A 26053-nucleotide genomic window follows, 5' to 3' on the forward strand; every position below is an offset into this window, starting at 1 on the left:
GCCGACGCACGCGGGCGCTGGCCGGTGCCACCCTGCGGCTCACCGAAGGCGACTACCATACCCGCTTGCCCGAACGCGGCCGCGATGAGCTGTCTCGCCTGGCCCGGGATTTCAACGTGCTGGCGGCCACCCTGGAAGCCAGCCGCGAGGCCCGGGCACGCTGGGTGTCGGACACGGCCCATGAGCTGCGCACGCCGCTGGCCGTACTGCGCGGTGAAATCGAAGCCATGCAGGATGGTATTCGCCCGCTGAATCAGGAAAACCTGAGCTCGCTGGCCCAGGAAGTGGCTCAGCTGGAGCGCCTGGTCTCCGACTTGCGACTGCTCTCGCAAAGCGATGCGGGAGCGCTGGACATCCAGCTGGCCCCGCTGAACCTGAGCGACAGTCTGGGCAGCCGCCTGACCGACGCCGACCGCTGGCTTGAACAGAGCGGCCTGAGCCTGACCTGCCAGCTGGAAGAGGACATCATGATTCGCGGCGACGCCCAACGCCTGCGCCAGCTGTGGAGCAATCTGCTGGACAATAGCTGTGCCTATACGCAATCGCCTGGGGCGCTGCGCGTCACGCTCGGCTGCGAGCGCGGTCAGGCCGTCATCGTCTGGCAGGACAGCTCCCCCGGTGTCCCCGACAGCGAGCTGGGGCGGCTCACCGAGCGCCTGTATCGGGTCGAGGGGTCGCGTAACCGTGCCAGCGGCGGTAGCGGCCTGGGCCTGTCGATTGCCAGCGCCCTGGTGAGTGCTCACGGGGGCACCATGGAAGCCAGCGCCTCGACATTGGGCGGGCTGGCCTGGACACTGCGCTTTCCGCTGATTTCTTCTGACCCTTACTGAATGCGAGTTGACCATGACCCAGGAAGCATCCCTGCTGATCGTCGAAGACGAACCCAAAATTGCCAGGCTCATGGCGGACTACCTTGGCAGCCATAACTTCGCCCCCACCATCATCGGCCATGGCAGCGACGTGATGCCCTGGCTCACCCAGCACTCCCCGGCGCTGGTACTGCTGGACGTCATGCTGCCCGGCAAGGATGGCCTCACCCTGTGCCGGGAAATACGCCAGCAGTGGCCACTGCTGCCCATCATCATGGTGACGGCCAAGGTCGAGGAGGTGGACCGGCTGCTGGGGCTGGAGCTGGGCGCCGATGACTACATCTGCAAGCCGTTCAGCCCCCGCGAGGTGGTGGCCAGGGTCAAGGCCGTGCTGCGCCGCAGCCAAGCCATTGCCGAGGCCACCGGCCACACCCCGAGCACACGGCAAGCGCCGGTCACCCTGGATGAAGAGGGCTGGCAGGCCCTCGTCAATGGCCAGGACCTGGGGCTCACCGCCGTGGAGTTTCAGCTATTACGCGTTATGATGCAGTCGCCGGGGCGTATTTTCAGCCGAGAGCAGTTGATGGACCACATGTATCGCGACAACCGCATCGTGTCCGAACGTACCATCGACAGCCATATCAAGAAGCTGCGCAAAAAGATCACCGAAGCCCTGCCCGAGCAGGAAATCATTCGCTCGGTGTATGGTGTGGGTTACAAATATCAGCCCGAAGGGTAAGCCTGGCAGGTCGACAGGCGCACTTGGGCACCGCTACGGGTCAATGCACCATGAAGTCCATGTACATGGTCATGGTCATGGGCAAGAAGATCGCCATGGCCATGGAGATCTGAAGGCCAGGCGTTGCGCCAAAAATCAGCTCCAGCACGATACCGGGAACCACTACCAACCAGGGCCCTGCACTGGAAAAGAGCAGCTGGGCGGGGAAGCACATCGGCCACCAGCGGCTCGGGCCAGTCGTCCGGGGTATAGCGCTGCTGGACCAGCGCCGTGAACGGCAGCGCTACCAGCGCGCCCAGGCGCGCATAGCGGCCAATGAACCCAGGTTCTGGCATGGTGTTCTCCTGTTGCCTGTTCCCCTCACCCTGTGGCGTGACCCTTGCCCCTCCGCATAAGACCACGGTTGTTGCACACTTCCTGCAACCGATTTACACCAAGCCCCTGGATACTGCCATGGTCAACATTAGCCCATTAATGACCCATGAGGTATGCCATGAAAATGTCTCTTAGCCAACGTTTTGCTCCCGCCTTTCTGGCCATTGCCCTGATGCCCCTGGCGTTCACCGCGCAAGCCGACCATCATGAGCACCGTGGCATGGACCGTGAAGCCATGCACGAGCGCATGGAAGAGCGCCGCCAGGAAGTTTACCAGCGCGCCGAGCTGAGCGAAGAGCAGCAAACCGCGCTGAATCAGGCCCATGCCGAGCATCGTGAAGCGGTCATGGCGCTGCGTGAGGAGCATCAGGCCCGCGTTGCAGAAATTCTGTCAGATGAAGAGCAGCAGGCACTACGGGATGCCATGCACGAGGTGCACGCCGAATACCGTCAGGAGCACGGCAAGCGCGGAGGCCGCCACGGCGACCAGGCCAAAGCTGAATAAGCGTTGATTTAACGTTCGTCCTACCGCCCTGCGCCCAGCTCTGCTGGGCGCAGGGCTATCTATACTCCTGTTTCGTTCATTTTACGTGAGTGGTTCGTCACTTGAACTGACGTAGCAAACCGCGTATTTTATTTGAACGTTCATTCAAAAATAATTCTTCCCTTGTCTTAACAACAGGAGTCCGCCTCCATGGCGAAAGACAACTCGACCCTCCCCTCGCGGGATCGACTCAACCCCGTGGTGTTCCACGGCAGCGTCGCCGGTATACTCATCTTTCTGGTGATGACCATGCTGTTTACCGAGCAGGCAGGCGCTTTCTTCGACGCGGGCCTGGCGTGGGTCAGCACCACCTTCGGCTGGTACTACATGCTCGCCATCGTCGCCTACCTGGTGTTCGTGGTACTGATCGGCATGTCGCGCTTCGGCAGCATACGCCTGGGCCCGGACCATTCACGCCCGGAGTTCTCGCTGCTCTCCTGGTCCGCCATGCTGTTTGCCGCCGGCATTGGCATTGACCTGTTGTTTTTCAGCGTGGCAGAGCCGGTGGCCCACTACCTGGCCCCGCCGGACCTGACGCCTGAAAGCCAAGAGGCCATGCGCAACGCTGTCGTTCAGACCTACCTGCACTGGGGCCTTTCGGGATGGGGACTCTACGTGCTGATGGGCATGGCACTCGCCTACTTCAGCTACCGCCACCGCTTGCCACTGGCGATCCGCAGCGCCCTCTACCCACTGCTGGGCAAGCGCATCCACGGCCCCATCGGTAATGCCGTGGATATTACGGCGGTCATTTCTACCGTGTTCGGTATCGCCACCAGTCTTGGGATTGGCGTTCTGCAGCTCAATTACGGCCTTAACTACATGTTCGACGTTCCCGAGACGTTGACGGTACAGATCATTCTGATTGGCCTGGTCGTGGTGCTGGCCACCATTTCCGTGGTGACCGGGGTCGAGAAGGGCATTCGCCGCCTCTCCGAGTTCAACATGCTATTGGCGCTGGCGCTGATGCTGTTCGTGCTGTTTTCTGGCGATACCCTGACCCTGCTCGACAAGGTGGTGAACAACGCCGGTGACTATCTCTCCGGGTTTGTCGCTGCCAGCTTCGATACCTACGCGTTTGCCGACGAAGGCGCCCAGGAGTGGAAAATGTGGTGGACCATTTTCTTCTGGGGCTGGTGGATTGCCTGGACGCCTTTCGTGGGCCTGTTCCTGGCGCGTATTTCTCGTGGCCGCACCATTCGTCAGTTCGTCGCCGGTGCGCTGTTCATTCCGCTGTCGTTCATGATGGTGTGGATGTCCATTTTCGGTAACAGCGGTATCGAGCTGGTCGCCAATCAAGGCGTCGCCGAGCTGGGCGAACAGGCGTTGAACTCGCCGCAAACCACGCTCTACACGCTGCTGGAGTACTACCCCTACGTCGGTATCACTGCCGCCGTGGTCACCGTGCTGGGCATTGTGTTCTTCATTACCTCCGCCGACTCCGGCGCCCTGGTACTGGCCAACTTCACCTCGATTCTGAGCGACGTGAACCATGATGCCCCGGTGAAGCTGCGCATTTTCTGGTCGGCCGTGATCGGCCTGATTACCGTGGCACTGCTGATGGCAGGCGGACTGAACGCGCTGCAAAGCGCCGTGGTGATCACCGCCCTGCCGTTCTCGGTGGTGATTTTTGCCATCATGGTAGGCACCTACAAAGCCTTGAAGCTGGAAGGCAGCAAGGCCGATGCACGCCGCATGATTGCAGGTAGTGCGCCTGGCGGCGATTGGCGCGAGCGCCTGGACCGCGCGCTGGATACCTCCAACCGTGCCGGGGCAGCGGCCACCATCGAGCACTCGATCCGTCCCGCCATGACCCAGTTTGCCCAGGAGCTCGAAAGCCGTGGCCAAACCGCCAACGTGACCGAAGAGCAGATGGACGGCGAATCGCTGCCCACCTTGACGCTGCAGGTCGACCTTGGCGAGGCCACCAGCTTTGTCTACCAAGTCTGCCCGCACCGCATGCGCACCCCGAGCTTCATCCCGGCAGACGATGACTTCTACGTGCGCCTGGATGTCTATCTGGCCGAAGGCGGCCAGGATAAAGACCTCAACGGCTACACCCGTGGTCAGGTGATTGGCGACCTGGTGGCCGAGTACGAACGCCACCTGCACTTCCTGACCCTGGCCGGGGAGCAGATGGGCCATGTGCAAGCCATGCCCGGCACCATCGGCGAGCCGCCAGAAGACGCCCAGATGTAGCGTCAGCGCGTTTTCCATGCAATCCCGATCCCGGCCACCGTGCCGGGATTTCTATATGCCTGTTCGAGACGCGTGAAGGCTATAACGCTGGATCGGTTGAAGCGCGATGTTCTAGCGGGATTGACCATCGGCGTGGTCGCGGTGCCCCTCTCCATGGCTTTGGCTGTAGCCACAGGAGTGCCCCCACAACACGGGCTTTACACCGCCATCGTGGCACTGGCGTCGCTGCGCCGAGAGCTGGGCGAGCAAGGTGTAGGGATCGTCTTCGTAGGGCTGCCGCCCCGTCTGGCGTTAAAATTAAAGCGCGCAGGCATTAAGCGTGAAACAGGCAAACTGGCGGTCGTCCGTACGCTTGCTCACGCCGAAAGAGTGGCTCGGCGTTGGCTAGGTGGTGGCCGATAGCGAACCTGGGGGTGTGAAGTACTAAAACAGGGGAAGTAGCCTTCCCCTGAGGTGATACCATTCACTGGCGATTAGCTCGCCATGTCCAATACGATACGGCCTTCGATCTTGCCATCGATCATGCGCTGGAAAACGTCGTTGATGTTGTCCAGCGTGTCGGTGGCTACCGTGGCCGTGACCTTGCCTTCGGCGGCGAAGTCCAACGCTTCCTGCAGGTCGCTGCGTGTACCGACGATGGACCCGCGAATGGTAATGCCGTTGAGTACCGTGCTGAAGATCGGCAGCGGGAAATCACCGGGCGGCAGCCCATTCAGCACCAGCGTGCCACCGCGACGCAGCATGTTTTGCGCCTGATCGAAGGCTTTCGGTGAAACGGCCGTGACCAATGCCCCATGAGCACCGCCAATGGTCTTCTTCAGATAGGCCGCCGGGTCGGTTTTCATGGCGTTGACCGTCACCGTCGCTCCCAGGCGTTCAGCCAGGGCCAGCTTGCCGTCATCGATATCCACCGCTGCGACGTTCAGCCCCATGGCCTTGGCATACTGCACGGCCATGTGCCCCAGCCCACCAATCCCGGAGATCACTACCCACTGGCCCGGGCGAGTGTCGGTCATCTTCAAGCCTTTGTAGACCGTCACCCCAGCGCACAGCACCGGAGCGATGTCGATGAAATCCACCGACTCCGGCAGGCGCCCCACATAGCCTGCATCTGCCAATGTATAGTCGGCAAAGCCGCCGTTGACGCTATAACCGGTGTTTTGCTGAGATTCGCACAGCGTCTCCCACCCGCCCAGACAGTGCTCGCAGTAGCCACAGGCGGAGTAGAGCCAGGGAACACCTATGCGGTCCCCCTCTTTGACATGAGAGACGCCCTCTCCCACGGCCACGATGTAGCCGACGCCCTCATGCCCGGGAATGAACGGTGGCGAAGGCTTGATCGGCCAATCACCGTGGGCGGCGTGTAAATCGGTATGGCAAACCCCGGAGGCCGCCACTTTCATCAATACTTCGCCCTGTTTGGGACGAGGTACATCGACTTCTTCGATGACCAGCGGCTGGCCAAACTCGCGAACCACTGAGGCGCCCAATACCAGAAATGCTGCCAGTACTATCCATGTGGGTAATGAGGTTTCAAATCCCAGATTAGCGATAATCGCCCCAGCTGCCATCGGCCCTAGAAACTCCGGCAAGGGTACCCTCAATAAGCGCCCTAACCACCAACAAAGCGGTGCCAGTAGCAGCGGTAGGCTATCGATCAGGGTTAATGATGTTGGCGCGCCACTCAGCGTCACGTCATTGACAAAAAAACTCGCTAATATTGCCGCACCTGACACAACGGTGACTAAGCGCAGCGAGTGTGAAATAGCAATCCAGCGCAAATCCCCATTAGCACGTTCTGCCAGTACTAACGCTGAATTCATACTCCCAGGATAAGAGCAGAACATCGCATTCATGCGCCCAACGTTGGCGCGATTAAATATCCAGTATCCGCCAAATAACATCAGCACCATATAGACCAGCATCGCCAGCACGCTAGGGTACCAAAACACAAGCCCAGCCAACTCATCTGCATGAATTCGGCTACCGATAAAAAGGCCCAACAGCGCAATGGCGGTGCGGTGTAAGCGCTTATCGACACCGGTCTTCACGCCAGCCAATGATAAGCTCATCACCATAAATAGAGACCCCAGCATCCATGCCAGGGGTAATGAAAAAAGGGTGGCAACCCAGCCACCCAAAAACCCCAAACCAACGGTAATTACTGTTCTTTTCAACATATCAGTGACTGAGCTTATTAATCATAATTTAAAATAGGTATCATAATTGGGCAGCCTCTTGGCGTGCTTTAAGCTTCTTCATTAGTGGCTGACTAAACAACGAGATTAGCAACAGGGCGAAAATCCCTAGCGTCACTGGGCGCTCAAACACATAGGTAATGTCACCACCGCTGATTTGATAGGAGTGAAGCAAGGATTTTTCAGCCAGCGACCCCAATAGCATACCGATCACCGCGGCAGGTACTGAGTAGCCGTAGTGACGGAATATCCAACCGATCACAGCAAACACCAGCACTGTAGCAGGGCCAGTCATATTGCCGGTTAGCCCGAAGGACCCCATCACTGCAAGCACTAATACGGATGGAATCAGGTAACGCATCGGCACTTTAACGATATTGGCCAGTAACGGAATAAACAGTAAACCGATGATCACCAATAGAAACACCTGAGCAAAGTTAGCAAAAATGATCGCGTACACAACATCGGTCTGCTGACGTATAAACTGCGGCCCGCCAGTAATGTTGTGCATAGCAAACGCCGCCAGCATCACCGCTGTGGCGCCCCCACCGGGTATGCCCAGCGCCAGCAAGGTTGCCATCGAGCCCCCTTCGGAGCTGCTGTTCGCCGCTTCAGATGCCACCACGCCCTTTGGGTTACCCTTACCAAATGAATCAGGGTCGCGATCACGACGCTTGGTTTCAATATAGGAAAGCAGGTTAGAAACCGAAGAGCCCACACCAGGCACGGCACCGACTAACACGCCGATTAAGCCACCGCGAACCATTACCACGGGGTAGCGCATTGCCATTTTGCAGCCTTCGAATATCTCGCCAATTTTTACTTTACGATCATCGGCAGACTCAACAATGAATCCTTTATTGGCTAGCTTAAAAAGTTCAGAGGCTGCAAACATACCCATCATGGCAGGAATAACGGGCACCCCATCCAATAGATAAGTTTGCCCCATCGTGCCGCGTGCCAAGCCAATTTCGCTGAATCCAATCGTGCCGACTAACAGCCCGATAAACCCGGCCACTAAGCCTTTAAGCACCTGCTCGCCTTTTAGGCTAGCGATAAGCGTCATCCCCCAGAGAATAACCACAAACATCTCGGCCGGGCCTAGTCTTAGCACCATGTAGGAGAGTGGCTGAATCATAAAGAACAGCACAATGTAGCCCATCAGTGCGCCAATCACCGATGATGCTAATGCAACGCCTAACGCCTGATTATGCTGCCCCTTGCGTGCCATAGGATAACCATCAAATGCGGTGGCAATCGCCGAAGAGGTACCCGGTATATTCATCAAAATGGCGGGAATACCGGCGCCAAATGAGCCGCCCGTAAAAATAGCCGTCAAAAACAGCATGGCTTGGATAAAATCCATATACATGGTCATTGGCAGAAAAATAGCCATAGCCATGGAAATTTGTAGCCCTGGCGTAGCGCCAAAAATCAGCCCTAATATGATCCCCGGAACCACCACTAGCCAAGGGCCAAAACTGGAAAAAAGCAGATCCATACTCTGCCCTACCGCGCCAAAATCAATCATGGTTTCTCCTTAGCTGGGTAGCAGCAGCAGTGTCATGGGGTACGGCAGCATCTGTGAGAAAAAGAACGCGACGCTAAGTCCAAAAGCGACACTATAGCCACCCAGTAGCAACCAATTACGCTCACCTTTGAGGATCAAAAACAGCGCCAAAAAAACCACAGTGGCAATATCAAAGCCCAGGACTTCAAGCGACAACACGTAGGCGGCAAATAAGCCCACCACGGGTAATGTTTTATGCAGCGGCTCTTCTTCAGTAGAGCGGAACAGCGAGCCATGTTTTATGCGCAGGATTAATTCAAGTGCAATAATCGCCAACACAATGACCGCAAGTGGCAGTATCAGCAGCAGGTTTTGCGGGCTAGCGGATACGCTAATAGCGTCTAATAAATACCAAAGCGTAAAACTAGCCAGCCCCATGAGAACGATGAAATCCCCATAGTCACGTTTATATTCAGACATGGTAAAACCCCATGCTGCCCCTTCATTAAGGTGAAGGGCCAGCTATCATGGAAGGATTAGTTAATTACGATTAATACGGGGAACTCAGTTAAGCAGGTGAGCGTACTGCTCGAATACTTGGTAGTTTTCGCGCATCAACTCATTGGAGCGTTCTGGGCCTACCCAAACACCCCCCATTTCGTTGCGCTCCAATTGCTCTTGAACATCCTTACGAGCGAGGGCGCTTTGGATTGCTGAAGAGAGTTTTTCAAAACGCTCAGGATGTTGGCGCTCCATTTCACTGGTGACCGCAAAACCACGCATGGAACCCTGCAGTACCGGCACTTCAAGATCCATCGGTGCTAACGCTTCATTGATTGGGGGCGCATCCCACTGCTCAATGCGCTCATCGTTCACAATCGCCAGCGGCGTTAGAAATTCGCGGATACCCTCACTACCCTGGGCACTGATAGAGACAAAATCCACCTGACCACCCGCCACAGCGGAACGTGCTTCGCCACCGCTGTTATAGGTCACCAAATTCAGGTTCTCCTGAGGGATACCCGCCTGATCAAGCAGTAAGCGCACCATCAAGTGACCAGCAGACCCTTGCACTACCGCGCCACGCACCTGCCCTCTCTCTTCACGAATGGCTTCCATGAGGCTAGGCAAATCTTCATAACCGCTGTCTTTATTCGCCGCGATAATGTCTAGGTCGAACCACTGAAAGTTGATGTAGGAGAAATCATCGACGCTAAAATCGGCACCGCCAGTAAGTATCGAGTTGGTTAAGTAAGGAGCAAACGTGGAGGCATATACGTTGTAACCGTCATCAGGAACATTCAGAACGTAGTTCGAAGCTACCTGCGTTCCAGCGCCTGGACGATTCGTTACCTGAATAGGCACACCTATCTCTTCAGAGATAGGCCCTGACATAATGCGAGCCAAGCGATCTGCGCTCCCACCAGTGCCAAACCCCACCACCATATTAAGCGGCCGTGTGGGATAGTCTTCAGCCGCAGCAGGCAGCGCGATAGCGAGTGAGGCAACAACGGCTGTAGCCCCTGCTAACAAGGATTTAAAGTTGAGCGATAAAGAAGTAGTGTGACTGTTAGGCATAGCGGGCTCTCTTTTTTATAAGATTGTTACGTTTTGAAACAGGTCTTCACCTGTAAGCCTAAGACGCTACCCCACGAAACTGTCACCAACCTTGCATAGTGCGAGAACGCAACTAAAGTCTAGTCCTCACTCAAGACCTGTCGATTAAGAAATGCGATGCCTGCATCAATAGCGCTGCCACGAAGGAGAAAGCTGGCAAAGTGGCCCCGGAAGTTTTGCAGATAAAGCTCGCTCTCGATGTTGTTGTCTTGAAGCGCTTGGTAAAAGTCTGTGGCGTGATCCACGGGCACTAATCGGTCCCACTTACCGTGGAATAGAAAAAACGGCGGTGCCTGTGGGGTTATATGCCGGGCGGGTGACGCTAGTCGATACGCTTCATTCTCTTCAGCACGGGTGCCGCCGATAAAGTCGACCACCAGTCGGCCATCGTCGAACTTAAGTAGATCGCTGGGCAGCCCGCCAGCCAGCACAGCGGCTAAACGACTTTGCTCGCCACCGTAAGGGTCGGCCAGCGGGCCTTCCACACCGGCCAATGCCAGCAAACTTACTAAATGCGCACCGGATGAAAACCCATCCCCCACAGGGCGACGTGTATCGACCTGCCACTCATCGGCATTGGTGTGAATCCATGCCATAGCTTGCTGCAAATCGTGCAGTTGATTAGGAAAGCGGTACTTCGGCGCAAAGCGGTGCTCAATATTGACCGCAACATAGCCCTGTCCCGCTAGCTGTTCGGCAATACCTTGCATATCTTCTGGCGTGCGATTGCGCCAACCGCCACCACTGCAAAGGCCGCAAGCAACAGTACACCTACCAGGCGAGCGGCACGATGCGCCCCGAGCAGAATGACCAGATGGCGGCGACCTACGCGGCGGTCGGCGTCACGGTCGGGCAGCTGGTTGAGCAACAGCAGCTCGCTCACCAGTAGCCCGACGACCAGGGACACCCACAGCGAGGTCGCATCCGGTGTACCGCCAAGTGCCAGCATGGTGCCAAGCACCATCAACGGGCCGAAGCCCAACCCCGGTGCCATAAGGCAGACCCAGGGGGAGCGGGTGAGCCAACGCGTGTAGGCGACGACCAATGCCAGCCCAGGCAGGCCCACCGCGAGCATAGGCCAGCCCCGCCACCACAAGAAAGCCACGCCGATAATTGTTACTCCCGCCAACGCGACGAGTCCCGCCGCCAGCACTGCAGGAGCCGCCCCGGGAGCAGCAGGCAGGGCTCCGCTACCGCCGGAAAAGGGTGTGCGTTGAGTGAGATGATCCAGCCCCGAGCGAAAATCGTCATACTCGTTGAGCAGATTGACCGCGGCATGAGCCAACAGACCCCCCACCAGCACCAGCACCACCTCGGTGAGAGAGAGCGGCACCGGCTGGCGGGCCGCCAGGGCAATGCCGAGCAGCACGCAGAGCGGCGCCAACACCAGGAAGCTCGGGCGCGTAGCCCTCAGTACCGCGAGTCGGTAGATTTGCCGCATTATCGAAAGATCCTCTGGTTAATGATCAAAATTGATTGAAACAAGGATCTCAACCGAGAGTATTCCACTTCAAGCATTAAGGCGGATGACCGTTTGTTTTTTGATATAGATCAAGATCACTCATGATAGCCTAAGCAATACTAAAGGTTCTATCGAAGGTTCCTTACATCCAGGCTCAGGAGTTCTCATGACAAGAAAAGATCAAGACAAGGGTGCCTCCCCTTGGCTGGTTCTCGGGGTGCCGATCGCCCTCGGGCTGGCCTGGGTGACCCAAGGCACCGGGGTGATCGAGAACGATCTCGAACGCAATATCTGGATTCCCGATGAGCTGACCATGCCGCTGCAGGTGCAGGCCGCCTACAACGGCGAACAGATCTTCTTCCGCTATCGCTGGCCTGCATCTCAGCCCCATGTCTATCACGACATGCTGCGCTACGAGGACGGCGAGTGGATTCGCCACGGCCGCTCGGTGCCAGGGCCTGATCCAGATGGTACCTACGAGGACCGAGTAGCCATGCTGGTGGACGATGGCGGCGTCCCCGACTTCGGCCGCTATGGCGGCTACATCACCGTCGGCGATCAGATGCGCTTCTTCTCCAACTCCGCTTCACCGGCTGATGTACGGGCGCATCCACACCTGGGTGAAACCCTCGGCAAGAGCGATGTGCGAAAGTACCTGCCCGCCACACGAAGCGACCAGAATGACTGGCGCAGCGTAGTCGATGCTGACGTGCTACAAGCTCAACGGGAGGCCGGCTATTTTCTGGATCTCTGGCACTGGCGTGCCGGGCGCTCCAATGCCATTGGCGCCTCCGATGACCAGTGGGTCGGCGACTATCGCCACGGCGATGCCGGCAGCGGCCCGTTCACCACCAACTGGGACGGCGACAATAGCCAGCCGCGCTGGATGCTCGACCCAGACCAGACCGGCCAGCGCGCGCTGCGCTGGGAAGATGTGACCTCAGGGGGCGTTGATTTCGACGGCATCTACTACCTCTCCGAGGACAACCGCACCGATTTCGACCCCGACCACGACTGGCAGAACGGTGATGTCATCCCACGGCGCCTGCTGCGTGAGCCGGCCGGTTCCCGCGGCGATATAAGGGTGCACGAAGGCCCTGCCCGCTGGGAAGATGGCTACTGGGACGTGACCCTGATCCGCGACATGGATACCCGCAGCCCGCTGGACGACAAGGCGTTCCGCGAACAGGGCGTGTACGACATCGGCATCGGCGTCTATCGCAACGCCACCGGGAGCCGCTGGCACTACGTATCGCACCCCTACACGGTGGGCCTGGGACGCGAGGCGGACTTTCAGGCCATGGCGTTCGACGGGGACTCACCAGACTGGTCGAATGACTGGTTCGATATGACCCTCTTCTACCCCGGCCAAGTCGACTGGCCGCTGCTGGTCAGCCGCGCCCATGCGGGTGCCGAGGATATCGCCGAGGGTAAGCCAGTGCGCCCCCGCCACAGCGAGAAGCAACTCGCCCTCTACGGGGTGGAGATGGAATTCAACGACGCCATCACCTCGCGCTGGTTGATGACACTGATCGCCGGCTTGATCGCCATGCTCGGCACCACTCTCGCCCTGCTACCTAGCTTCCGCTCCACTCGTCAAGGAGACCGCTCATGAACGGCACTCATGCCATGCTCTCCCACTTCCCGGTGGGCTTCTGGGCCCTTTCTACCCTGATGATCCTCGCCGGTGTCTTTATGACTGGGCGGCTGGCCGAAATCAGCCGCGCCGCCCTGCTGCCCGTACTGGTGCTCAGCCTGCTTGGGGCTTTGGCGGCTATCGTCAGCGGCTTCCTGGTCTGGCCGATGGAAGCCAACCTGGCAAGCCCCTTGGCGCGCAACCATATCCTGATGGCCTTCTGGTCGCTAGGCATCTACACCATGCTTACCGTGCTGGCCTGGAAAGCCGGCGATGCCGCCTTCCAGGGCAACCGCCGCTGGGCGCTGGTGATCCTAGCGCTGACCGGTGGCCTGATGTTCTCGGCTGCTGGCACCCTGGGCGGCCATCTGGCGGGTTCCACCACCGCCTTTTCCCAGGTGCTCGGCCTGATGGGCTGGCAGGTCTACACCACCTTCTACAGCCCGCTATGGGTCGTCGTCGTGATGGTGATCATCGGCATCGCGGCCGCAGTGCTTGGCCTGAAAGGCCAGCGCAGCAGCGGCTGATTCTCTTCGCGCTTCTCGTAACCAATAAGGGCCCCGCTTCGGCGGGGTTCTTGCCGCCGGCCTCACCTATACCCCACAAAACTGTCACCCACCTTGCATAAAGCAAGAAAACACCTAACGTCTAATCCTCGCTAAATACCTGTCGATTAAGAAATGCGATGCCCGCATTAATGGCGCTGCCGCGTAGTAGAAAGCTGGCAAAGTGGCCTCGGTAGTTTTGTAGATAAAGCTCGCTCTCAATATTGTTGTCCTGTAAGGCTTGATAGAAGTCCGTTGCATGATCCACGGGCACTAACCGATCCCACTTACCGTGAAATAGGAAAAACGGCGGTGCCTGGGGGGTTATATGCCGGGCGGGTGACGCCAGGTGATACGCTGCGCGCTCTTCAGCACGGGTGCCGCCGATAAAATCGACCACTAGGCGGCCATCGTCGAATTTAAGCAAATCACTCGGTAGCCCCCCGCCAGTACCGCGGCCAAACGGCTCTGCTCACCACCGTAGGGTTCGGCCAACGGCCCTTCTACACCGGCCAGTGCCAACAAACTTACTAAATGCGCGCCAGAGGAAAAACCAACCCCCACTATGCGGTTGGTATCCACCTGCCAGTCGTCGGCATTGGCATGAATCCACGCCATGGCTTGCTGCAAATCATACAGTTGATTAGGGAAGCGGTACTCTGGTGCAAAACGGTGTTCAATATTAACCGCGACGTAGCCTTGCCCTGCTAACTGTTCGGCAATGCCTTGCATATCTTCCGGCGTGCGATTTCGCCAACCACCGCCGTGAACCACTAATGCGGCGGGGCGCAGCGTATCGGTTGGATCATTTCCAGGTAGATAAACGTCAGCTTCCAGAGCTTGAGGCCACTCATCAGGCGTATAGGTTTTTGGCGCTAAGCGCGTAAAAGGCCGAGGTTCATGCAAACCACTACTTTCAATGGCGGGGTCGCCTTGACTAACACTGTGAGTAGCGCCGCAGCCGCTCAGCAATAGCGTGAGGGTGCCCAGGCCAGCTACACGGCGCAAGATGGAAAGGGCGCCATGCGGTTGCCTCTCATTGCTCAACTTCACTCGCGACATTGTCTTTCTCCTTAAACATAGGTGACCCCTCACCTATCCGTTACGACCAGCTCAGCCCTAATAAGGTCACGATTGTTGCACACTCTGTGCAAACGGTTTGCACTGCACCTAGCGATACTGACATCGTCAACTCACCAGGAGAGAATTTATGAACGTTTCAAACACTCGGAAAATGTCAATTCGCCAACTGTTTGCCCCCACCCTGCTGGCTATCGCCATTGCTCCATTAGCGTTTACCGCTCAAGCACATAGCCACGGTGACCATGAAGGCCAAGGCCCTGATCGCGAACGCATGGAAGAGCGCATGGAAGAGCGTCGCCAGGAAGTGTACGAGCGTGCAGATATTTCAGCAGAGAAACAGGCTGAGCTTAACGCAGCACACGCGGAACATCGTGAAGCGGTGCACGCGCTGCGCGATGAGCATAAAGAGCGCGTTGCTGAAATCCTTTCTGAAGAAGAGCAGGAAGCACTGCGCACTGCCATGCGCGAAGCCCATGATGAGTATCGTGGTAAACATGGCAAACGCGGCCAGCATGGCGAAAGTGGCGATAGCGAATGAACGCTTAAAAACGTCAGCGATAGCTCCAACGCCCGGTTTCCGGGCGTTTTTTGTCTGCATGTTCATCGGCATACCGGCCGCTCCACACTTGGCCACGACTAACGCCCAGTTGTGCAACTTTTAACGCAAGCGTACCTTAATGGCTTGTTCTCAAAGGTGCTTAGGAGGCTAATAACATGTCCCGTGCTCATCGTCCCTCGGGTTACGTGTTCCCGGTGCCTGGCAGCGCTTTGCTCAGCGCTTGGCGTGAAGGCTATACGCTGGCCAAACTCAAGCGGGATGTGATGGCGGGGCTGACGATTGGCGTAGTGGCGGTGCCGCTTTCCATGGCGCTGGCCATCGCAACCGGCGTGCCACCTCAACATGGGCTTTATACTGCCATCGTAGCGGGCGCGGTGATCGCCTTAACCGGCGGTTCACGATTCAATATCTCCGGCCCTACCGCCGCCTTTGTGGTCATTCTATTCCCCATTGTGGGCAACCACGGCCTGGGCGGGCTGCTAATTGCGACCTTTATGGCAGGCGCCATTTTGGTGGCACTGGGGCTATCAAGACTCGGCAGCCTGATTCAGTACGTACCTTACCCGGTGATTCTCGGTTTTACCGCTGGCATTGGTGTCGTCATTGCGCTATTGCAGTTACCTGATTTTCTCGGCTTAGCGGGGGTCGAACTAGGCGATAGCACGCCGCATAACCTACTACTGATTGGCCAGGCGCTGCCCAGCCTGTCACCGGCGGAGATTAGTGTAGGGCTTGTCACTTTGGCAGCGCTGCTGATCTGGCCCCGCTTGAATACGCCAATTCCTGCCCCTCTGGTGGGTTTGGCGGTGGGCACCCTGGCTGCAGCGCTACTGCTGATGAGTGGCGTTGAAGTCGATACCATCGCCTCACGCTTTAGCTGGGAGTTTGATGGACAAAGCGGCAGCGGCATCCCCCCTTTTGCACCTGGCTTTACCGCTCCGTGGCATTTCCCTGGCGCGGATGGCACCCCGCTTGAGATTAACTTTGCGCTGATACAAGCACTGCTTGGCCCGGCATTGGCAATCGCCTTGCTGGCAGCGATTGAATCGCTGCTGTGTGCCGTGGTGGCAGATGGTTTAACTCGCACCCGCCATGATCCTAACGCCGAGCTAATTGGCCAGGGGCTGGGTAACCTGGTGGTGCCTTTCTTTGGCGGTATTACCGCAACAGCAGCCTTGGCGCGCACTGCGACCAATATCAAAAGCGGGGCCTTTTCACCTGTTGCTGCAGTGGTGCATTCAATCGTGGTGCTACTTGCCGTGGTGGCCCTGGCGGGTGTGCTGGGGTTTGTCCCCATGGCGGCACTGGCAGCACTGCTATTTATTATTGCCTGGAACATGAGCGAGGCGCGCCACTTTGTGCATACACTAAAAAGTGCCCCTGCCAGCGATGTCTCAGTGTTGGTGATCTGCTTTGCCCTAACGGTGATTTTCGACATGGTGATCGCCGTGGCCGTTGGTATTGGCCTTGCGGCGGCGCTATTTATTCGCCGCATGGCCCAGGTGACCCATACCCAGCGCTTAGACCGACCCAGTTCTGACCAGCACTTCCCTGCTGACGTAGCGCTCTACAAAATCAGTGGCCCGCTTTTTTTTGGCGCGGCCGAAAAGGCCATTGCCACGCTGCGGGTGATCGATCACGGCGTTCGGGTTGTCGTTTTGGATATGCACGATGTGCCCAGCCTGGACACCACCGCCATGGTGGCGCTGGACACATTGCGCCGGGAGCTTGGCGAGCAAGGCGTTGGTGTTATATTTGTTGGACTGCCGCCACGTATGGCGCTGAAAATAAAGCGCGCGGGCATTAAACGCGAAGCGAGTAAACTAGCGGTCGTCAGCAACCTTTCCCATGCCGAGCGCATGGCACGCCGCTGGCTGGGTGGTAGAGCTACTGCGAATGCTGGGTAGCAGATAGGGAATGGCAAGCTTGCCATTAAAAAGGGGGAAGCTGCCTCCCCCTTGTATAGCACCCACTAAACAGCTATCAACTCGCCATATCAAGCACGATACGGCCCTCTATTTTGCCGTCGATCATGCGCTGGAAGACATCGTTGATATTGTCCAGCGTATCGGTCGCCACCGTTGCCTTGACCTTGCCTTCAGCGGCGAAGTCCAACGCTTCCTGCAGGTCGAGGCGCGTGCCAACGATGGAGCCGCGAATGGTAATACCGTTGAGCACCGTGCTGAAGATCGGCAGCGGGAAGTCGCCCGGTGGTAGGCCATTAAGCACCAGCGTGCCGCCTCGACGCAGCATGTTTTGCGCCTGATCAAACGCCTTAGGCGACACCGCTGTGACCAGTGCGCCGTGAGCACCGCCGATAGTTTTCTTCAGGTACGCCGCCGGGTCGGTTTTCATGGCGTTGACGGTTACCGTGGCACCTAAGCGTTCAGCCAGGGCCAGTTTACCGTCGTCGATGTCCACCGCAGCAACGTTCAGCCCCATCGCTTTGGCATACTGCACCGCCATATGGCCCAGGCCGCCAATGCCCGAAATCACCACCCACTGGCCGGGGCGGGTATCGGTCATTTTCAAGCCTTTATAAACCGTGACGCCGGCACACAGCACCGGGGCGATTTCGACGAAATCGACAGAATCAGGCAGGCGCCCTACATAGCCTGCATCCGCCAAGGTGTAGTCGGCAAAGCCACCGTTAACGCTATAACCGGTGTTTTGCTGGGATTCGCACAGGGTTTCCCAACCGCCCAAGCAGTGCTCGCAGTAGCCGCAGGCCGAGTATAGCCACGGCACACCGATACGATCGCCTTCTTTGACATGGGAAACGCCCTCCCCCACCGCCACGATATGCCCAACGCCCTCATGGCCGGGAATAAACGGCGGCGAGGGTTTTACCGGCCAATCGCCGTGTGCGGCGTGTAAATCGGTATGGCAAACCCCAGAGGCCGCCACTTTCATCAGTACTTCGCCCTGCTTAGGGCGCGGTACGCCGACTTCTTCTATGGCCAACGGCTGACCAAATTCGCGAACCACTGCCGCGCGCATTGTGCTATCCATGATGCAACTCCTAATGGTTGTCGATACGGCCATTTAAGAACGGCTCTTATCGGTAGCGTCAGCGTCAGGGGAACTGACAATACCGCCCGGCTGATGCCGAACGGCGTGCTTAAGACACAGAATAGAAACAGCTAAGCTGTTTAGAAGAAACCCAGCGGGTTGATGTCGTAGCTGACCAGCAGGTTTTTGGTTTGCTGATAGTGCTCAAGCGCCACTTTATGGGTTTCACGGCCAACACCGGATTTCTTGTAGCCACCAAAGGCCGCGTGGGCGGGGTATTGGTGGTAGCAGTTGGTCCATACGCGCCCGGCTTGAATGCCACGGCCCATGCGGAAGGCGACATTAATATCGCGGCTCCACACGCCTGCGCCCAAACCAAATTCGGTGTCGTTAGCAATGGCCAAGGCTTCTTCTTCGTCTTTGAACGTGGTCACTGCCACTACCGGGCCAAAGATCTCCTCCTGGAAGATGCGCATTTGGTTGTTGCCCTTCAGCAGCGTGGGCTGAATGTAATAGCCGCTGTTGATGCTGTCGTCCAGGGTCTCTTTATCACCGCCAGTGAGGAACTCCGCGCCTTCGTCGCGGGCGATATCCATGTACGACATTATCTTGTCGAACTGCTCTTGGGAGGCCTGGGCACCCACCTGCACATCGGTATCTAGTGGGTTGCCGCGTTTGATGGTTTGAGTGCGCTCGATCACCTTGGCCATAAACTCGTCGTACATGCTTTCTTGGATCAGCGCGCGTGACGGGCAGGTACACACTTCGCCCTGGTTAAAGAACGCCAGCACCAAGCCCTCGACCGCTTTATCAATAAACGTCGGTTCGGCGTTCATGATGTCGGCAAAGTAGATGTTGGGCGACTTGCCGCCTAGCTCGACGGTGGAAGGGATAATATTTTCCGCTGCGCATTTCAGAATATGCGAGCCAACGGGAGTAGAGCCGGTAAAGGCGATTTTGGCGATGCGCTTGCTGCTCGCCAACGCCTGACCGGCTTCCGCGCCGAAACCGTTGACGATATTGAGCACGCCAGGCGGCAGCAGGTCACCGATCACCTCGGCCACTTTCAAAATGGAAACGGGCGTCTGTTCGGCGGGCTTGAGCACCACGCAGTTCCCGGCAGCCAGCGCGGGGCCAAGCTTCCAGGCAGCCATCAGAATGGGGAAGTTCCAGGGGATAATTTGCCCGACGACCCCCAGCGGCTCGTGAAAGTGATAGGCCACGGTATTGGCGTCGATGTCGGCCGCGGTGCCCTCCTGGGACCGCAGGCAGCCCGCGAAGTAACGGAAATGGTCGACCGCCAGCGGAATGTCGGCATTGAGCGTTTCCCGCACGGCCTTGCCGTTATCCCACGTTTCGGCCACGGCCAGCATTTCGAGGTTTTGCTCTATGCGGTCGGCGATCTTGAGCAGAATGTTGCTGCGCTCTTGCGCGGAGGTCTTGCCCCAGGCAGGCGCTGCCTGATGGGCGGCATCCAGCGCTTTTTCGATGTCTTCGGCGCTGGAGCGGGGAATTTCACAGAACACTTTGCCATTGACTGGGCTAATGTTGTCGAAGTATTGGCCCTTCACCGGTGGCACGAACTCACCGCCGATGTAGTTGCCATAGCGTTTTTCGAACGAGACGACTGAGCCCGATTCACCTGGGTTGGCGTAGATCATGGTGCTGCTCCTGAGTATTATGATTATTAAAAGGTGCCTATTCAGTGTTGGCCACCGAAGGCAATCCCGATATCGCCCAATGGCAGGATGTACCCTCATTCCTTGGTAGGAGATGCCATGTATTCGCTACTAGTGGCCGATGACCACCCGCTGTTTCGCGACGCGCTTCAAGCGGTCATCCGCGGCGGGCTGGCCGACACGCAGCTGTTGGAGGCTGACAGCCTGGCGGCAGCCATGGCGCATATCGAGGCACACGACACGCTGGACTTGCTGCTACTGGACTTGAGCCTGCCGGATGCCGACGGCCTGGAAGGGTTGAAAACGTTGCGCAGCGCCTTTCCCTGGCTGCCGGTGGCCATTGTCTCGGCGCATCAGGAGCGCCAACTGGTGCTGGATGCCATCACCCAGGGCGCGGTGGGCTATATCCCCAAGTCCACCCCTGGCGAGCAGCTATTGTCGGCGCTGGAGCAGATACTCCAGGGCCAGCTGTATCTGCCTGCCGATATCATGCGCCGCCCTCCTGCCCAGCGCGCTCCTGCCGCGGCCAGTGTCTCCTCGTCGACCGCCCTCCAGGACGTCGAACGACCCGGGCGCCTACCGCGCTTGACCGACAAGCAGTTGGATGTATTGAGCTGCATGAGCCAGGGGATGTCGAACAAGCAGATCGCGCGGGAACTGACGATTGCCGAAACCACCGTCAAGACCCATGTTTCCGCCATCCTGCGCAAACTGGGCGCGTCCAGCCGTGTGCATGCCATCGTGCTGGCCAGCGAAGAGGATCTGAGCAGCCATATTGCCCAGCGTACGGCCAGCCTGTCGGGCAAGCCCTCCCCTTGAGCCAACGTGCCCTATCCTGGCGGATGGTTCTCCAGTAGCGTTCCCAGCAGCATCTTGAGCCGCAGGGGCTTCAGGGGCTTCAGAGGCTTCAGCAAGTAGTACAGGCCTGCTTCCCGAGAGGCGCGCTTGACCGCGGCTTCGTGGTTGGCGGTAATGACGACGGTCGCGAGGCCGGGATAACGCCGCCGCAGTCGCGCGGCCAGATCGATACCATTTTCGCGATGCTCACCCAGATGATAATCCACCAACAGAACCGCAGGTCGCTCCCCGTCGCTGGCCGCCTCCAGCGCACTCACCGTAGCGGCAGCACGCACGCGGCAACCCCAACCGCCGAGCAGCGCCTGCATGCCCGCGAGGATGGCCGGGTCATCATCCACCACCCACACCACGCAGCCCTGTAGAGGGTCTTCGTGCCACCAGCCAGCGTCTACCCCGCTTGCAGACGCGGCACCGGCCGCTCCCGCATAGGGCACGAGAACGGAGAACAGGGAGCCGCGCCCGGGGCGCGACGTAAGCGCAATCGGGTGCTCCAGCATGGCGCTGATACGGTCGACGATGGCCAGGCCCAGCCCAAGCCCGCGGCTGTGGTCCCCCTGAGGCTGGCTGGCACGGCGAAATTCGAGAAAGATCGCCTGCCGCTGCGCTTCAGGAATACCGGTGCCCGTATCTCCCACCATGATCTCGAGCCCGTTGGTTCGCCGCCGACATCCCAACAACAGGTGCCCCTGTTCGGTGTAGCGCACGGCGTTACTCAGGAAGTTGCGCACCACTCGCGCCAGCAGCGCCAGATCCGAGTCCACCCAGGCCCGAGACGCCACGTAGTGAAACGACAAGCCGCGCACGGCAGCCACCTGACGATACTCCTCGGCCAGCGCATCCAGCAGGGTACTCACGGCAAAGGGTGCCTTGTCGGCGTGGAGCACCCCGGCGTCCAGCCGTGAAATGTCCACCAGCGTGCCCAGCAAGCCTTCGACATCCTTCAAGGAGCGGCCGATATGCCCCACCAACGCCTGCGAGGCATCGGGCAGGGTGTGAGATTCCAGCGCACTGGCAAACAGCCGCGCGGCGTTCAAGGGCTGCAGCAAGTCATGGCTGACCGCCGCCAGAAAGCGGGTCTTGGAGAGGTTGGCGGCTTCGGCCTGGGCATTGGCAGCCAACAGCCGAGCATTCACGCGCCCAAGCTCATCCAGCGCGCGATGCAGGGCATCGGTGCGCTCGCGCACCTGCTCGGCCAGCAGCACCGAGCGTTCGAATGCGGCATACGGGGCGCCGCTGGGACTGCCGCCTGACTCCACGCGCGCCATCAACGCCTGGCATACTTTGCGCAAACGGCGATTTTCCTCCTGCAGCGTTGCCAGAGTCGGCTGTTCACCGTGTTGCTCAGGAGGCTGGAAGAGCGCCAAAGGCCACCCCCGTAAAGGTCTGATTGACGTGCATGCCATGATGCTGCTCACCATAGGTATTGAAACCGACCACGTTGGCATGGCGCAGCAGCGTCGAGGCCTGGGCCAGCTGCCCCAACGACTCGAGCGCCATGCGCCGCAAAAAGCAGTCGCAGCCGATGACGGCCACTGGAGGCCCTAGCCGAGCTTCCACCCGCGCCAGCATGGTCGCCAGATTCTCCAGCAAAGGGGCCGGCTGCATGGCGGTGAGGACGATGCCGTTTTCAACGGCACAGTAAAAGCTCAGGCTGTCGTCGTCATTGACGCGCTGGATGGAGCGAATGTAGTGCTGGCCTCCCAACCGCACGGCCAGCGGGTGCTGGGCAAACACCACGGGGTCCAGCGCCGCCACCGGACGCCCTACCAGCTCGGCATAGAGCTGGGCCGCTGGCAGCCCGTTCAGCTCATGCACCCGCCGCTGCGCATGGTCAACCGCCGTGACCACCAGCTTGTGCTCAAGCGGCTGCAAGTGGTGTGTGGAAAACACCTCAAACGGCAACCGGGTATTGATCATTACCACGACGGCCGCCTGGGTATGAAAACGGCCCTTCGCGTAGACATGGGTATGGGACAGGTGATTGTCGTCACCGGCCGAGCCTCCGAAGCTGGGAATGCGACCCAACGCGGCGTCCAGAGTGGCCAGCACCTGCTCTTCTCGGCTCGACAAGCCATCCAGCAGCGTGAGCGCAAAACTGTGCTCATTGACCGGTGCCACCGCCTGATGTCGGCAGCGGTCCAGTAGGGTGTCGACCAGTGACTGAGCCACGGCGAGATCAAAACCTTCGAGATCGTCGATCAATGCCGTTTCGACGGCGAAAAACCGCTGATCGAGACATATGGCGACAATGGACCCTCGCTCGTAACCTTGCGGAGTCAGCTCACCTGCCGTGGTACAACCGCTGATGGGCAGCTCACCAAAGGCCGCACCAAGCGCCGTTGCCAATGCCTCCAATGGGTACTCCGCGCTGCAAAAGAACAGCAAAAAGCCCGCATTGGGGTGGTGCAGTTGGGAAGCCAGCTCTGCGGCCGCCTGAGCGGGGTCGGCATGGCGACTTGCAGCAGTACGAATACCGCTGTCAGTAGAGTTGATGGTCACGTCGCCACTTCTCCAGCGCAGCGTGAGTACGACCTGCGCAGTGGCGCAAGCTGCTGAATGCCCGGCTCAGTTGCTCACCTTCGGGCGAGGGCATATCGGCCATCAGTTCCAGTCGCTTGGCCTCGGCCGCCAATCGCTCGGCGCCGACGCTTAGCGACTCGCCACGCAGCTGGTGCGCTAACCGCTTCACTTGCAGTGCCTGATCGCTGTCCACACTCCCCTCGCTGGAAAAGTAGCCCGCCAACTGCGCGGTATAGTCACTCATCTGCTGATGATAGAGCACGATCAGTTGCGTCACACTCTCGCTGCCCAACGAGGCCAACAGCGTTTGCAGTGCGGCTTCGTCCAACAGGCACGCGTCATCATGCTCCTCCCGCGTGTCGGTCATACTGGGCAGAGGCTGGCCCTGCTGACCTGTCAGGTGTAGTGCCAGCACATTGCTCAATGCCAACAGCGATAGCGGCTTGGTGATGTAGTCGTTCATGCCAGCCGCCAGGCAGCGCTGACGATCATCGTCCGCGCCGCCCGCGGTCATGGCGATAATGGGCACCTGCTGACACCACCCCGCCTGTTGGCGCAGTCGACGCGTGACCTCGATGCCGCTCATATCGGGCAACTGAATATCCATGAACACCAGATGCACCGACTGCCGTGTGACCATGTTCAATGCTTCACGGCCATTTTCGGCGCACACCACTTCACACCCCAGCCGCGACAATAAGCCCACCGCGACTTTCCGATTGACGGCGTTGTCTTCTACCAACAGCAGCGAGAAACCGGCAAAGTCTCGGGAGGGCACGGCAGGTAGCGGGGTATCGACGGGGGTCGCCTCGACCAGCGGCAGCTCACACCAGAACGTGCTGCCTTGGCCCGGCTCGCTGGTCACCCCCATGCGGCCCTGCATGGCTTCACACAAGCGTTTGCAAATCGCTAGCCCCAACCCGGTGCCGCCATACCGTCTGGCCACGCTCTCGTCAGCCTGCTGAAAGGGCTCGAACAAGGCAGCCTGCTGCTCGGGATAGATCCCACAGCCCGTATCATGGATTTCAAACACCAGCACGTTGACCGTCGAGCTGACCCGAATGGTGACGCTACCGTAATCGGTGAACTTGATGGCATTGGCGATCAGGTTGAGCAGAATTTGACGCAAGCGCCCTGCATCTATCATGACCCAGGCCGGTACCAGCGCATCGATATCCAGCGAGAGCTGCACTCCCTTGGCCTGCGCCCTGGGTTCGAACAGTGCCATGACGCCTTCCACCAAAGGGGCGAGCGCCGTGGGGGTCGTTTCCAGCGTCAAATGTCCTGCCTCGATCTTGGAGAAGTCGAGAATCTCGTTGATCATGGCCAGCAGCTGATTGGCGCTCTCGTGGATCGTGCGGGCGTAATCTTCTACCTGAGCGGGGCTGGCAGGCTCACGAAGCAGTTCGCTCATCCCGATCACGCCGTTCAGAGGCGTGCGGATTTCATGGCTGACCATGGCCAGGAAATCGGATTTGGCATGGTTGGCGGCCTGCGCCTGGCGAGCGGTCACCTGAAGCTGCTTACCCAGCTGTTCCTGCTCACGACGCGCGGCCGCACTTTCACGCATCTCGCGTACCAGAAACGCAATCACCAGTAGGACGGCAAAACTCATCCCGAACAGCAGCGTAATGAGTAGCTTGTAGAGCATGCTCAACAAGGCGCGCTCTTCCGTTGCCGATTCGGCGAGATAGCCATTGATGGCAATGACGAAGCGCTCGGTCAACCGGGTAAGGGCTTGCAGCTCGCTTTCCAGCGCCGTAACGGGCAGTGGCGTCCCCTCGGCATAAGGTTTGAACATCGGATCCAACCGATCCAACTGCTGCTGAATCGATGCCAACAGCTCACGCGCCGTGCCAATATTCTGCAAGAGTGAGCTGACCTCGCCCTCTTGCAGCAGGTTGATACGGCTGTAAAGCAGCTCGAAACGCAGATTCAGCGCATCCTGGGCCGTCGCAGAGAGTGGCGTACGCGTTTCCGCCAGCAAATGGTTCAATAGCTGCACGGCGTCACGGTCGAGTTTGTAGACCACCCAGGCCGTATCTTCGCGCAGGCTCTGGGTCAGGTTGTCCTGGCGCCAGGCGGAGAGACCCGCCACCACCAGCGCCGCCGCGAACAGCAGCACCGTGACGATGGCCAGCAGCTTGAGACGCCGTGGGTAACGCAGCAAACGTGGCGCCCGCGCCGTAGGCTCACTGGCCGACATGGATATGCATGACCTGCCAGACCGACCTGAAGCGCATCCGCTCGCTCAGCAGTGCTTCGTCCTGATCAAAGGGATAAAGCACCCATAAGGGGCCATACTCACGAATTGGAATGTCACGATCGTCACGCGCGAGCGCCAGGATGACATCGTAGTCGTAAAAATCACTGACCGGAATTTCCGCCTCGTAACCATTTAGTGCGGCCACCTTGACTGTCTCGCCCTCTGCCTCCAGAAACTCCAGCAGGGTGCGCATCAAAGGGCCGCGATAGTCACTCTTGCCCTCTGTCCACGGGGTTCCCGTGGTAAACGAATGCTGAGGCAATGTCAGCAGCAACTCGCGATCAAATTGCGCTTGATGCCCTACGTTAGTGGCCCCAACACGACCATCGACGGTGAGCATGACATGCCCTTCTGGCGACGCCAGTGGCGCAGTCATTTCTGCCAGCCCCGCATGAGGAATGCTGAACGCCAGCATGAAGCACCCCAATAACAACGCTTTCAC

General features: G+C 58.8%; 22 protein-coding genes and 2 pseudogenes. 10 read left to right on the forward strand and 14 right to left on the reverse strand.

All coding sequences use genetic code 11. The annotated features are described in order from the left end of the window. Window positions 1-830 (forward strand): ATP-binding protein (locus B7L72_RS03485; RefSeq protein ID WP_139788436.1); only part of this gene is annotated, 830 nt, incomplete at its 5' end. Between the two features lie 13 nt (window positions 831-843). Further along, window positions 844-1548, forward strand: a complete 705-nt coding sequence (locus B7L72_RS03490; RefSeq protein WP_081192570.1) for a response regulator — start codon at window positions 844-846, stop codon at window positions 1546-1548. A gap of 40 nt (window positions 1549-1588) precedes the next feature. Here B7L72_RS03490 and B7L72_RS18455 read toward each other — a convergent pair whose 3' ends face one another. Beyond that, entirely contained in the window at window positions 1589-1762 is a 174-nt protein-coding gene (locus B7L72_RS18455) for a hypothetical protein (RefSeq protein ID WP_170919430.1), read from the reverse strand. 279 nt (window positions 1763-2041) lie between these two features. On the opposite strand from B7L72_RS18455, the gene B7L72_RS03500 reads away from it, so the two are divergent. From B7L72_RS03500 to B7L72_RS18690, 3 genes are all read left to right on the forward strand, one after another. Next, window positions 2042-2428: a hypothetical protein gene (locus tag B7L72_RS03500; RefSeq protein ID WP_081136218.1), complete on the forward strand. Its 387-nt coding sequence runs from the start codon at window positions 2042-2044 to the stop codon at window positions 2426-2428. 189 nt (window positions 2429-2617) lie between these two features. Further along, window positions 2618-4666 carry a choline BCCT transporter BetT gene (gene betT, locus B7L72_RS03505; protein ID WP_081192574.1) on the forward strand — a complete coding sequence of 683 codons (2049 nt, stop codon included), beginning with the start codon at window positions 2618-2620 and terminating at the stop codon, window positions 4664-4666. A 72-nt stretch (window positions 4667-4738) separates the two neighbouring features. Continuing rightward, window positions 4739-5068, forward strand: a complete 330-nt coding sequence (locus tag B7L72_RS18690; protein WP_249273176.1) for a SulP family inorganic anion transporter — start codon at window positions 4739-4741, stop codon at window positions 5066-5068. Between the two features lie 71 nt (window positions 5069-5139). On the opposite strand, the gene adhP (B7L72_RS18860) is transcribed toward B7L72_RS18690, so the two are convergent. From adhP (B7L72_RS18860) to B7L72_RS03540, 6 genes and pseudogenes are all read right to left on the reverse strand, one after another. Continuing rightward, window positions 5140-6846: an alcohol dehydrogenase AdhP gene (adhP, locus tag B7L72_RS18860; RefSeq protein WP_446718538.1), complete on the reverse strand. Its 1707-nt coding sequence runs from the start codon at window positions 6844-6846 to the stop codon at window positions 5140-5142. A gap of 40 nt (window positions 6847-6886) precedes the next feature. Continuing rightward, entirely contained in the window at window positions 6887-8395 is a 1509-nt protein-coding gene (locus B7L72_RS03520) for a tripartite tricarboxylate transporter permease (protein WP_081192578.1), read from the reverse strand. A gap of 9 nt (window positions 8396-8404) precedes the next feature. Next, the gene (locus B7L72_RS03525; protein ID WP_081192580.1) at window positions 8405-8854 is read right to left on the reverse strand and encodes a tripartite tricarboxylate transporter TctB family protein; all 450 of its coding nucleotides are present in this window, start codon (window positions 8852-8854) and stop codon (window positions 8405-8407) included. Window positions 8855-8938: 84 nt separating this feature from the next. Next, complete coding sequence (locus B7L72_RS03530; protein WP_081192582.1) at window positions 8939-9952, reverse strand: Bug family tripartite tricarboxylate transporter substrate binding protein; 1014 nt, start codon at window positions 9950-9952, stop codon at window positions 8939-8941. Between the two features lie 119 nt (window positions 9953-10071). After that, a pseudogene (locus B7L72_RS03535) lies at window positions 10072-10734 on the reverse strand (alpha/beta hydrolase fold domain-containing protein); the annotation flags it as partial. Further along, a complete protein-coding gene (locus B7L72_RS03540; RefSeq protein ID WP_081192584.1) occupies window positions 10677-11432 on the reverse strand; it encodes a prenyltransferase in 756 nt (251 codons plus the stop codon). The pseudogene B7L72_RS03535 and the gene B7L72_RS03540, both read right to left, overlap by 58 nt. 187 nt (window positions 11433-11619) lie before the next feature. Here B7L72_RS03540 and B7L72_RS03545 point away from each other — a divergent pair, with 187 nt between their 5' ends. Both B7L72_RS03545 and B7L72_RS03550 read left to right on the forward strand, forming a co-directional pair. Beyond that, window positions 11620-13068 carry an ethylbenzene dehydrogenase-related protein gene (locus B7L72_RS03545; protein WP_081192586.1) on the forward strand — a complete coding sequence of 483 codons (1449 nt, stop codon included), beginning with the start codon at window positions 11620-11622 and terminating at the stop codon, window positions 13066-13068. After that, a complete protein-coding gene (locus B7L72_RS03550; protein WP_081192588.1) occupies window positions 13065-13616 on the forward strand; it encodes a heme ABC transporter permease in 552 nt (183 codons plus the stop codon). Before B7L72_RS03545 ends, B7L72_RS03550 begins: the two co-directional genes overlap by 4 nt. A 121-nt stretch (window positions 13617-13737) precedes the next feature. Here B7L72_RS03550 and B7L72_RS03555 read toward each other — a convergent pair. Beyond that, window positions 13738-14696: pseudogene (locus B7L72_RS03555) on the reverse strand (alpha/beta hydrolase fold domain-containing protein). Between the two features lie 148 nt (window positions 14697-14844). Between B7L72_RS03555 and B7L72_RS03560 the strand changes: the two are divergent. Together B7L72_RS03560 and dauA are read left to right on the forward strand one after the other, a co-directional pair. Then, window positions 14845-15255, forward strand: coding sequence for a hypothetical protein (locus B7L72_RS03560; RefSeq protein WP_081192590.1), 411 nt, complete (start codon window positions 14845-14847; stop codon window positions 15253-15255). Window positions 15256-15431: 176 nt separating this feature from the next. After that, on the forward strand, window positions 15432-17183 hold the full coding sequence (gene dauA / locus B7L72_RS03565; RefSeq protein ID WP_081192591.1) for a C4-dicarboxylic acid transporter DauA: 1752 nt from the start codon (window positions 15432-15434) through the stop codon (window positions 17181-17183). 76 nt (window positions 17184-17259) lie between these two features. On the opposite strand, the gene adhP (B7L72_RS03570) is transcribed toward dauA, so the two are convergent. Continuing rightward, window positions 17260-18288, reverse strand: coding sequence for an alcohol dehydrogenase AdhP (gene adhP, locus B7L72_RS03570; protein WP_176212826.1), 1029 nt, complete (start codon window positions 18286-18288; stop codon window positions 17260-17262). A 140-nt stretch (window positions 18289-18428) separates the two neighbouring features. Continuing rightward, window positions 18429-19949, reverse strand: a complete 1521-nt coding sequence (gene exaC, locus B7L72_RS03575) for an acetaldehyde dehydrogenase ExaC (RefSeq protein WP_081192594.1) — start codon at window positions 19947-19949, stop codon at window positions 18429-18431. Between the two features lie 117 nt (window positions 19950-20066). Here exaC and B7L72_RS03580 point away from each other — a divergent pair, with 117 nt between their 5' ends. Then, entirely contained in the window at window positions 20067-20786 is a 720-nt protein-coding gene (locus B7L72_RS03580; RefSeq protein WP_016916232.1) for a response regulator, read from the forward strand. A gap of 11 nt (window positions 20787-20797) precedes the next feature. On the opposite strand, the gene B7L72_RS03585 is transcribed toward B7L72_RS03580, so the two are convergent. From B7L72_RS03585 to B7L72_RS03600, 4 genes are read right to left on the reverse strand one after another with little or no spacing between them, the layout of a single operon-like run. Further along, window positions 20798-22228, reverse strand: coding sequence for a hybrid sensor histidine kinase/response regulator (locus B7L72_RS03585; RefSeq protein ID WP_303245515.1), 1431 nt, complete (start codon window positions 22226-22228; stop codon window positions 20798-20800). After that, the gene (gene nosP, locus B7L72_RS03590; RefSeq protein ID WP_081192598.1) at window positions 22167-23324 is read right to left on the reverse strand and encodes a nitric oxide-sensing protein NosP; all 1158 of its coding nucleotides are present in this window, start codon (window positions 23322-23324) and stop codon (window positions 22167-22169) included. The genes B7L72_RS03585 and nosP overlap by 62 nt, the downstream gene beginning before the upstream one ends. Continuing rightward, window positions 23305-25551, reverse strand: coding sequence for an ATP-binding protein (locus B7L72_RS03595; RefSeq protein WP_081192600.1), 2247 nt, complete (start codon window positions 25549-25551; stop codon window positions 23305-23307). Before B7L72_RS03595 ends, nosP begins: the two co-directional genes overlap by 20 nt. Further along, a complete protein-coding gene (locus tag B7L72_RS03600; RefSeq protein WP_081192602.1) occupies window positions 25538-26026 on the reverse strand; it encodes an oxidoreductase in 489 nt (162 codons plus the stop codon). The genes B7L72_RS03595 and B7L72_RS03600 overlap by 14 nt, the downstream gene beginning before the upstream one ends. Between the last annotated feature and the right edge of the window lie 27 nt (window positions 26027-26053).

Origin of the sequence: Halomonas sp. BC1, from assembly GCF_002078135.1 — a bacterium.
Classification (GTDB): domain Bacteria; phylum Pseudomonadota; class Gammaproteobacteria; order Pseudomonadales; family Halomonadaceae; genus Vreelandella; species Vreelandella stevensii.

Excerpts from the sequence above, each read along its gene's own strand:
- B7L72_RS03490 (WP_081192570.1), top strand. The coding sequence starts at position 844 with ATGACCCAGGAAGCATCCCTGCTGATCGTCGAAGACGAACCCAAAATT.
- B7L72_RS18455 (WP_170919430.1), bottom strand. The coding sequence starts at position 1,762 with ATGTGCTTCCCCGCCCAGCTGCTCTTTTCCAGTGCAGGGCCCTGGTTG.
- B7L72_RS03500 (WP_081136218.1), top strand. The coding sequence starts at position 2,042 with ATGAAAATGTCTCTTAGCCAACGTTTTGCTCCCGCCTTTCTGGCCATT.
- betT (WP_081192574.1), top strand. The coding sequence starts at position 2,618 with ATGGCGAAAGACAACTCGACCCTCCCCTCGCGGGATCGACTCAACCCC.
- adhP (WP_446718538.1), bottom strand. The coding sequence starts at position 6,846 with ATGTTGAAAAGAACAGTAATTACCGTTGGTTTGGGGTTTTTGGGTGGC.
- B7L72_RS03520 (WP_081192578.1), bottom strand. The coding sequence starts at position 8,395 with ATGATTGATTTTGGCGCGGTAGGGCAGAGTATGGATCTGCTTTTTTCC.
- B7L72_RS03525 (WP_081192580.1), bottom strand. The coding sequence starts at position 8,854 with ATGTCTGAATATAAACGTGACTATGGGGATTTCATCGTTCTCATGGGG.
- B7L72_RS03530 (WP_081192582.1), bottom strand. The coding sequence starts at position 9,952 with ATGCCTAACAGTCACACTACTTCTTTATCGCTCAACTTTAAATCCTTG.
- B7L72_RS03540 (WP_081192584.1), bottom strand. The coding sequence starts at position 11,432 with ATGCGGCAAATCTACCGACTCGCGGTACTGAGGGCTACGCGCCCGAGC.
- B7L72_RS03545 (WP_081192586.1), top strand. The coding sequence starts at position 11,620 with ATGACAAGAAAAGATCAAGACAAGGGTGCCTCCCCTTGGCTGGTTCTC.
- B7L72_RS03550 (WP_081192588.1), top strand. The coding sequence starts at position 13,065 with ATGAACGGCACTCATGCCATGCTCTCCCACTTCCCGGTGGGCTTCTGG.
- B7L72_RS03560 (WP_081192590.1), top strand. The coding sequence starts at position 14,845 with ATGAACGTTTCAAACACTCGGAAAATGTCAATTCGCCAACTGTTTGCC.
- dauA (WP_081192591.1), top strand. The coding sequence starts at position 15,432 with ATGTCCCGTGCTCATCGTCCCTCGGGTTACGTGTTCCCGGTGCCTGGC.
- adhP (WP_176212826.1), bottom strand. The coding sequence starts at position 18,288 with ATGGATAGCACAATGCGCGCGGCAGTGGTTCGCGAATTTGGTCAGCCG.
- exaC (WP_081192594.1), bottom strand. The coding sequence starts at position 19,949 with ATGATCTACGCCAACCCAGGTGAATCGGGCTCAGTCGTCTCGTTCGAA.
- B7L72_RS03580 (WP_016916232.1), top strand. The coding sequence starts at position 20,067 with ATGTATTCGCTACTAGTGGCCGATGACCACCCGCTGTTTCGCGACGCG.
- B7L72_RS03585 (WP_303245515.1), bottom strand. The coding sequence starts at position 22,228 with ATGGCATGCACGTCAATCAGACCTTTACGGGGGTGGCCTTTGGCGCTC.
- B7L72_RS03595 (WP_081192600.1), bottom strand. The coding sequence starts at position 25,551 with ATGTCGGCCAGTGAGCCTACGGCGCGGGCGCCACGTTTGCTGCGTTAC.
- B7L72_RS03600 (WP_081192602.1), bottom strand. The coding sequence starts at position 26,026 with ATGCTGGCGTTCAGCATTCCTCATGCGGGGCTGGCAGAAATGACTGCG.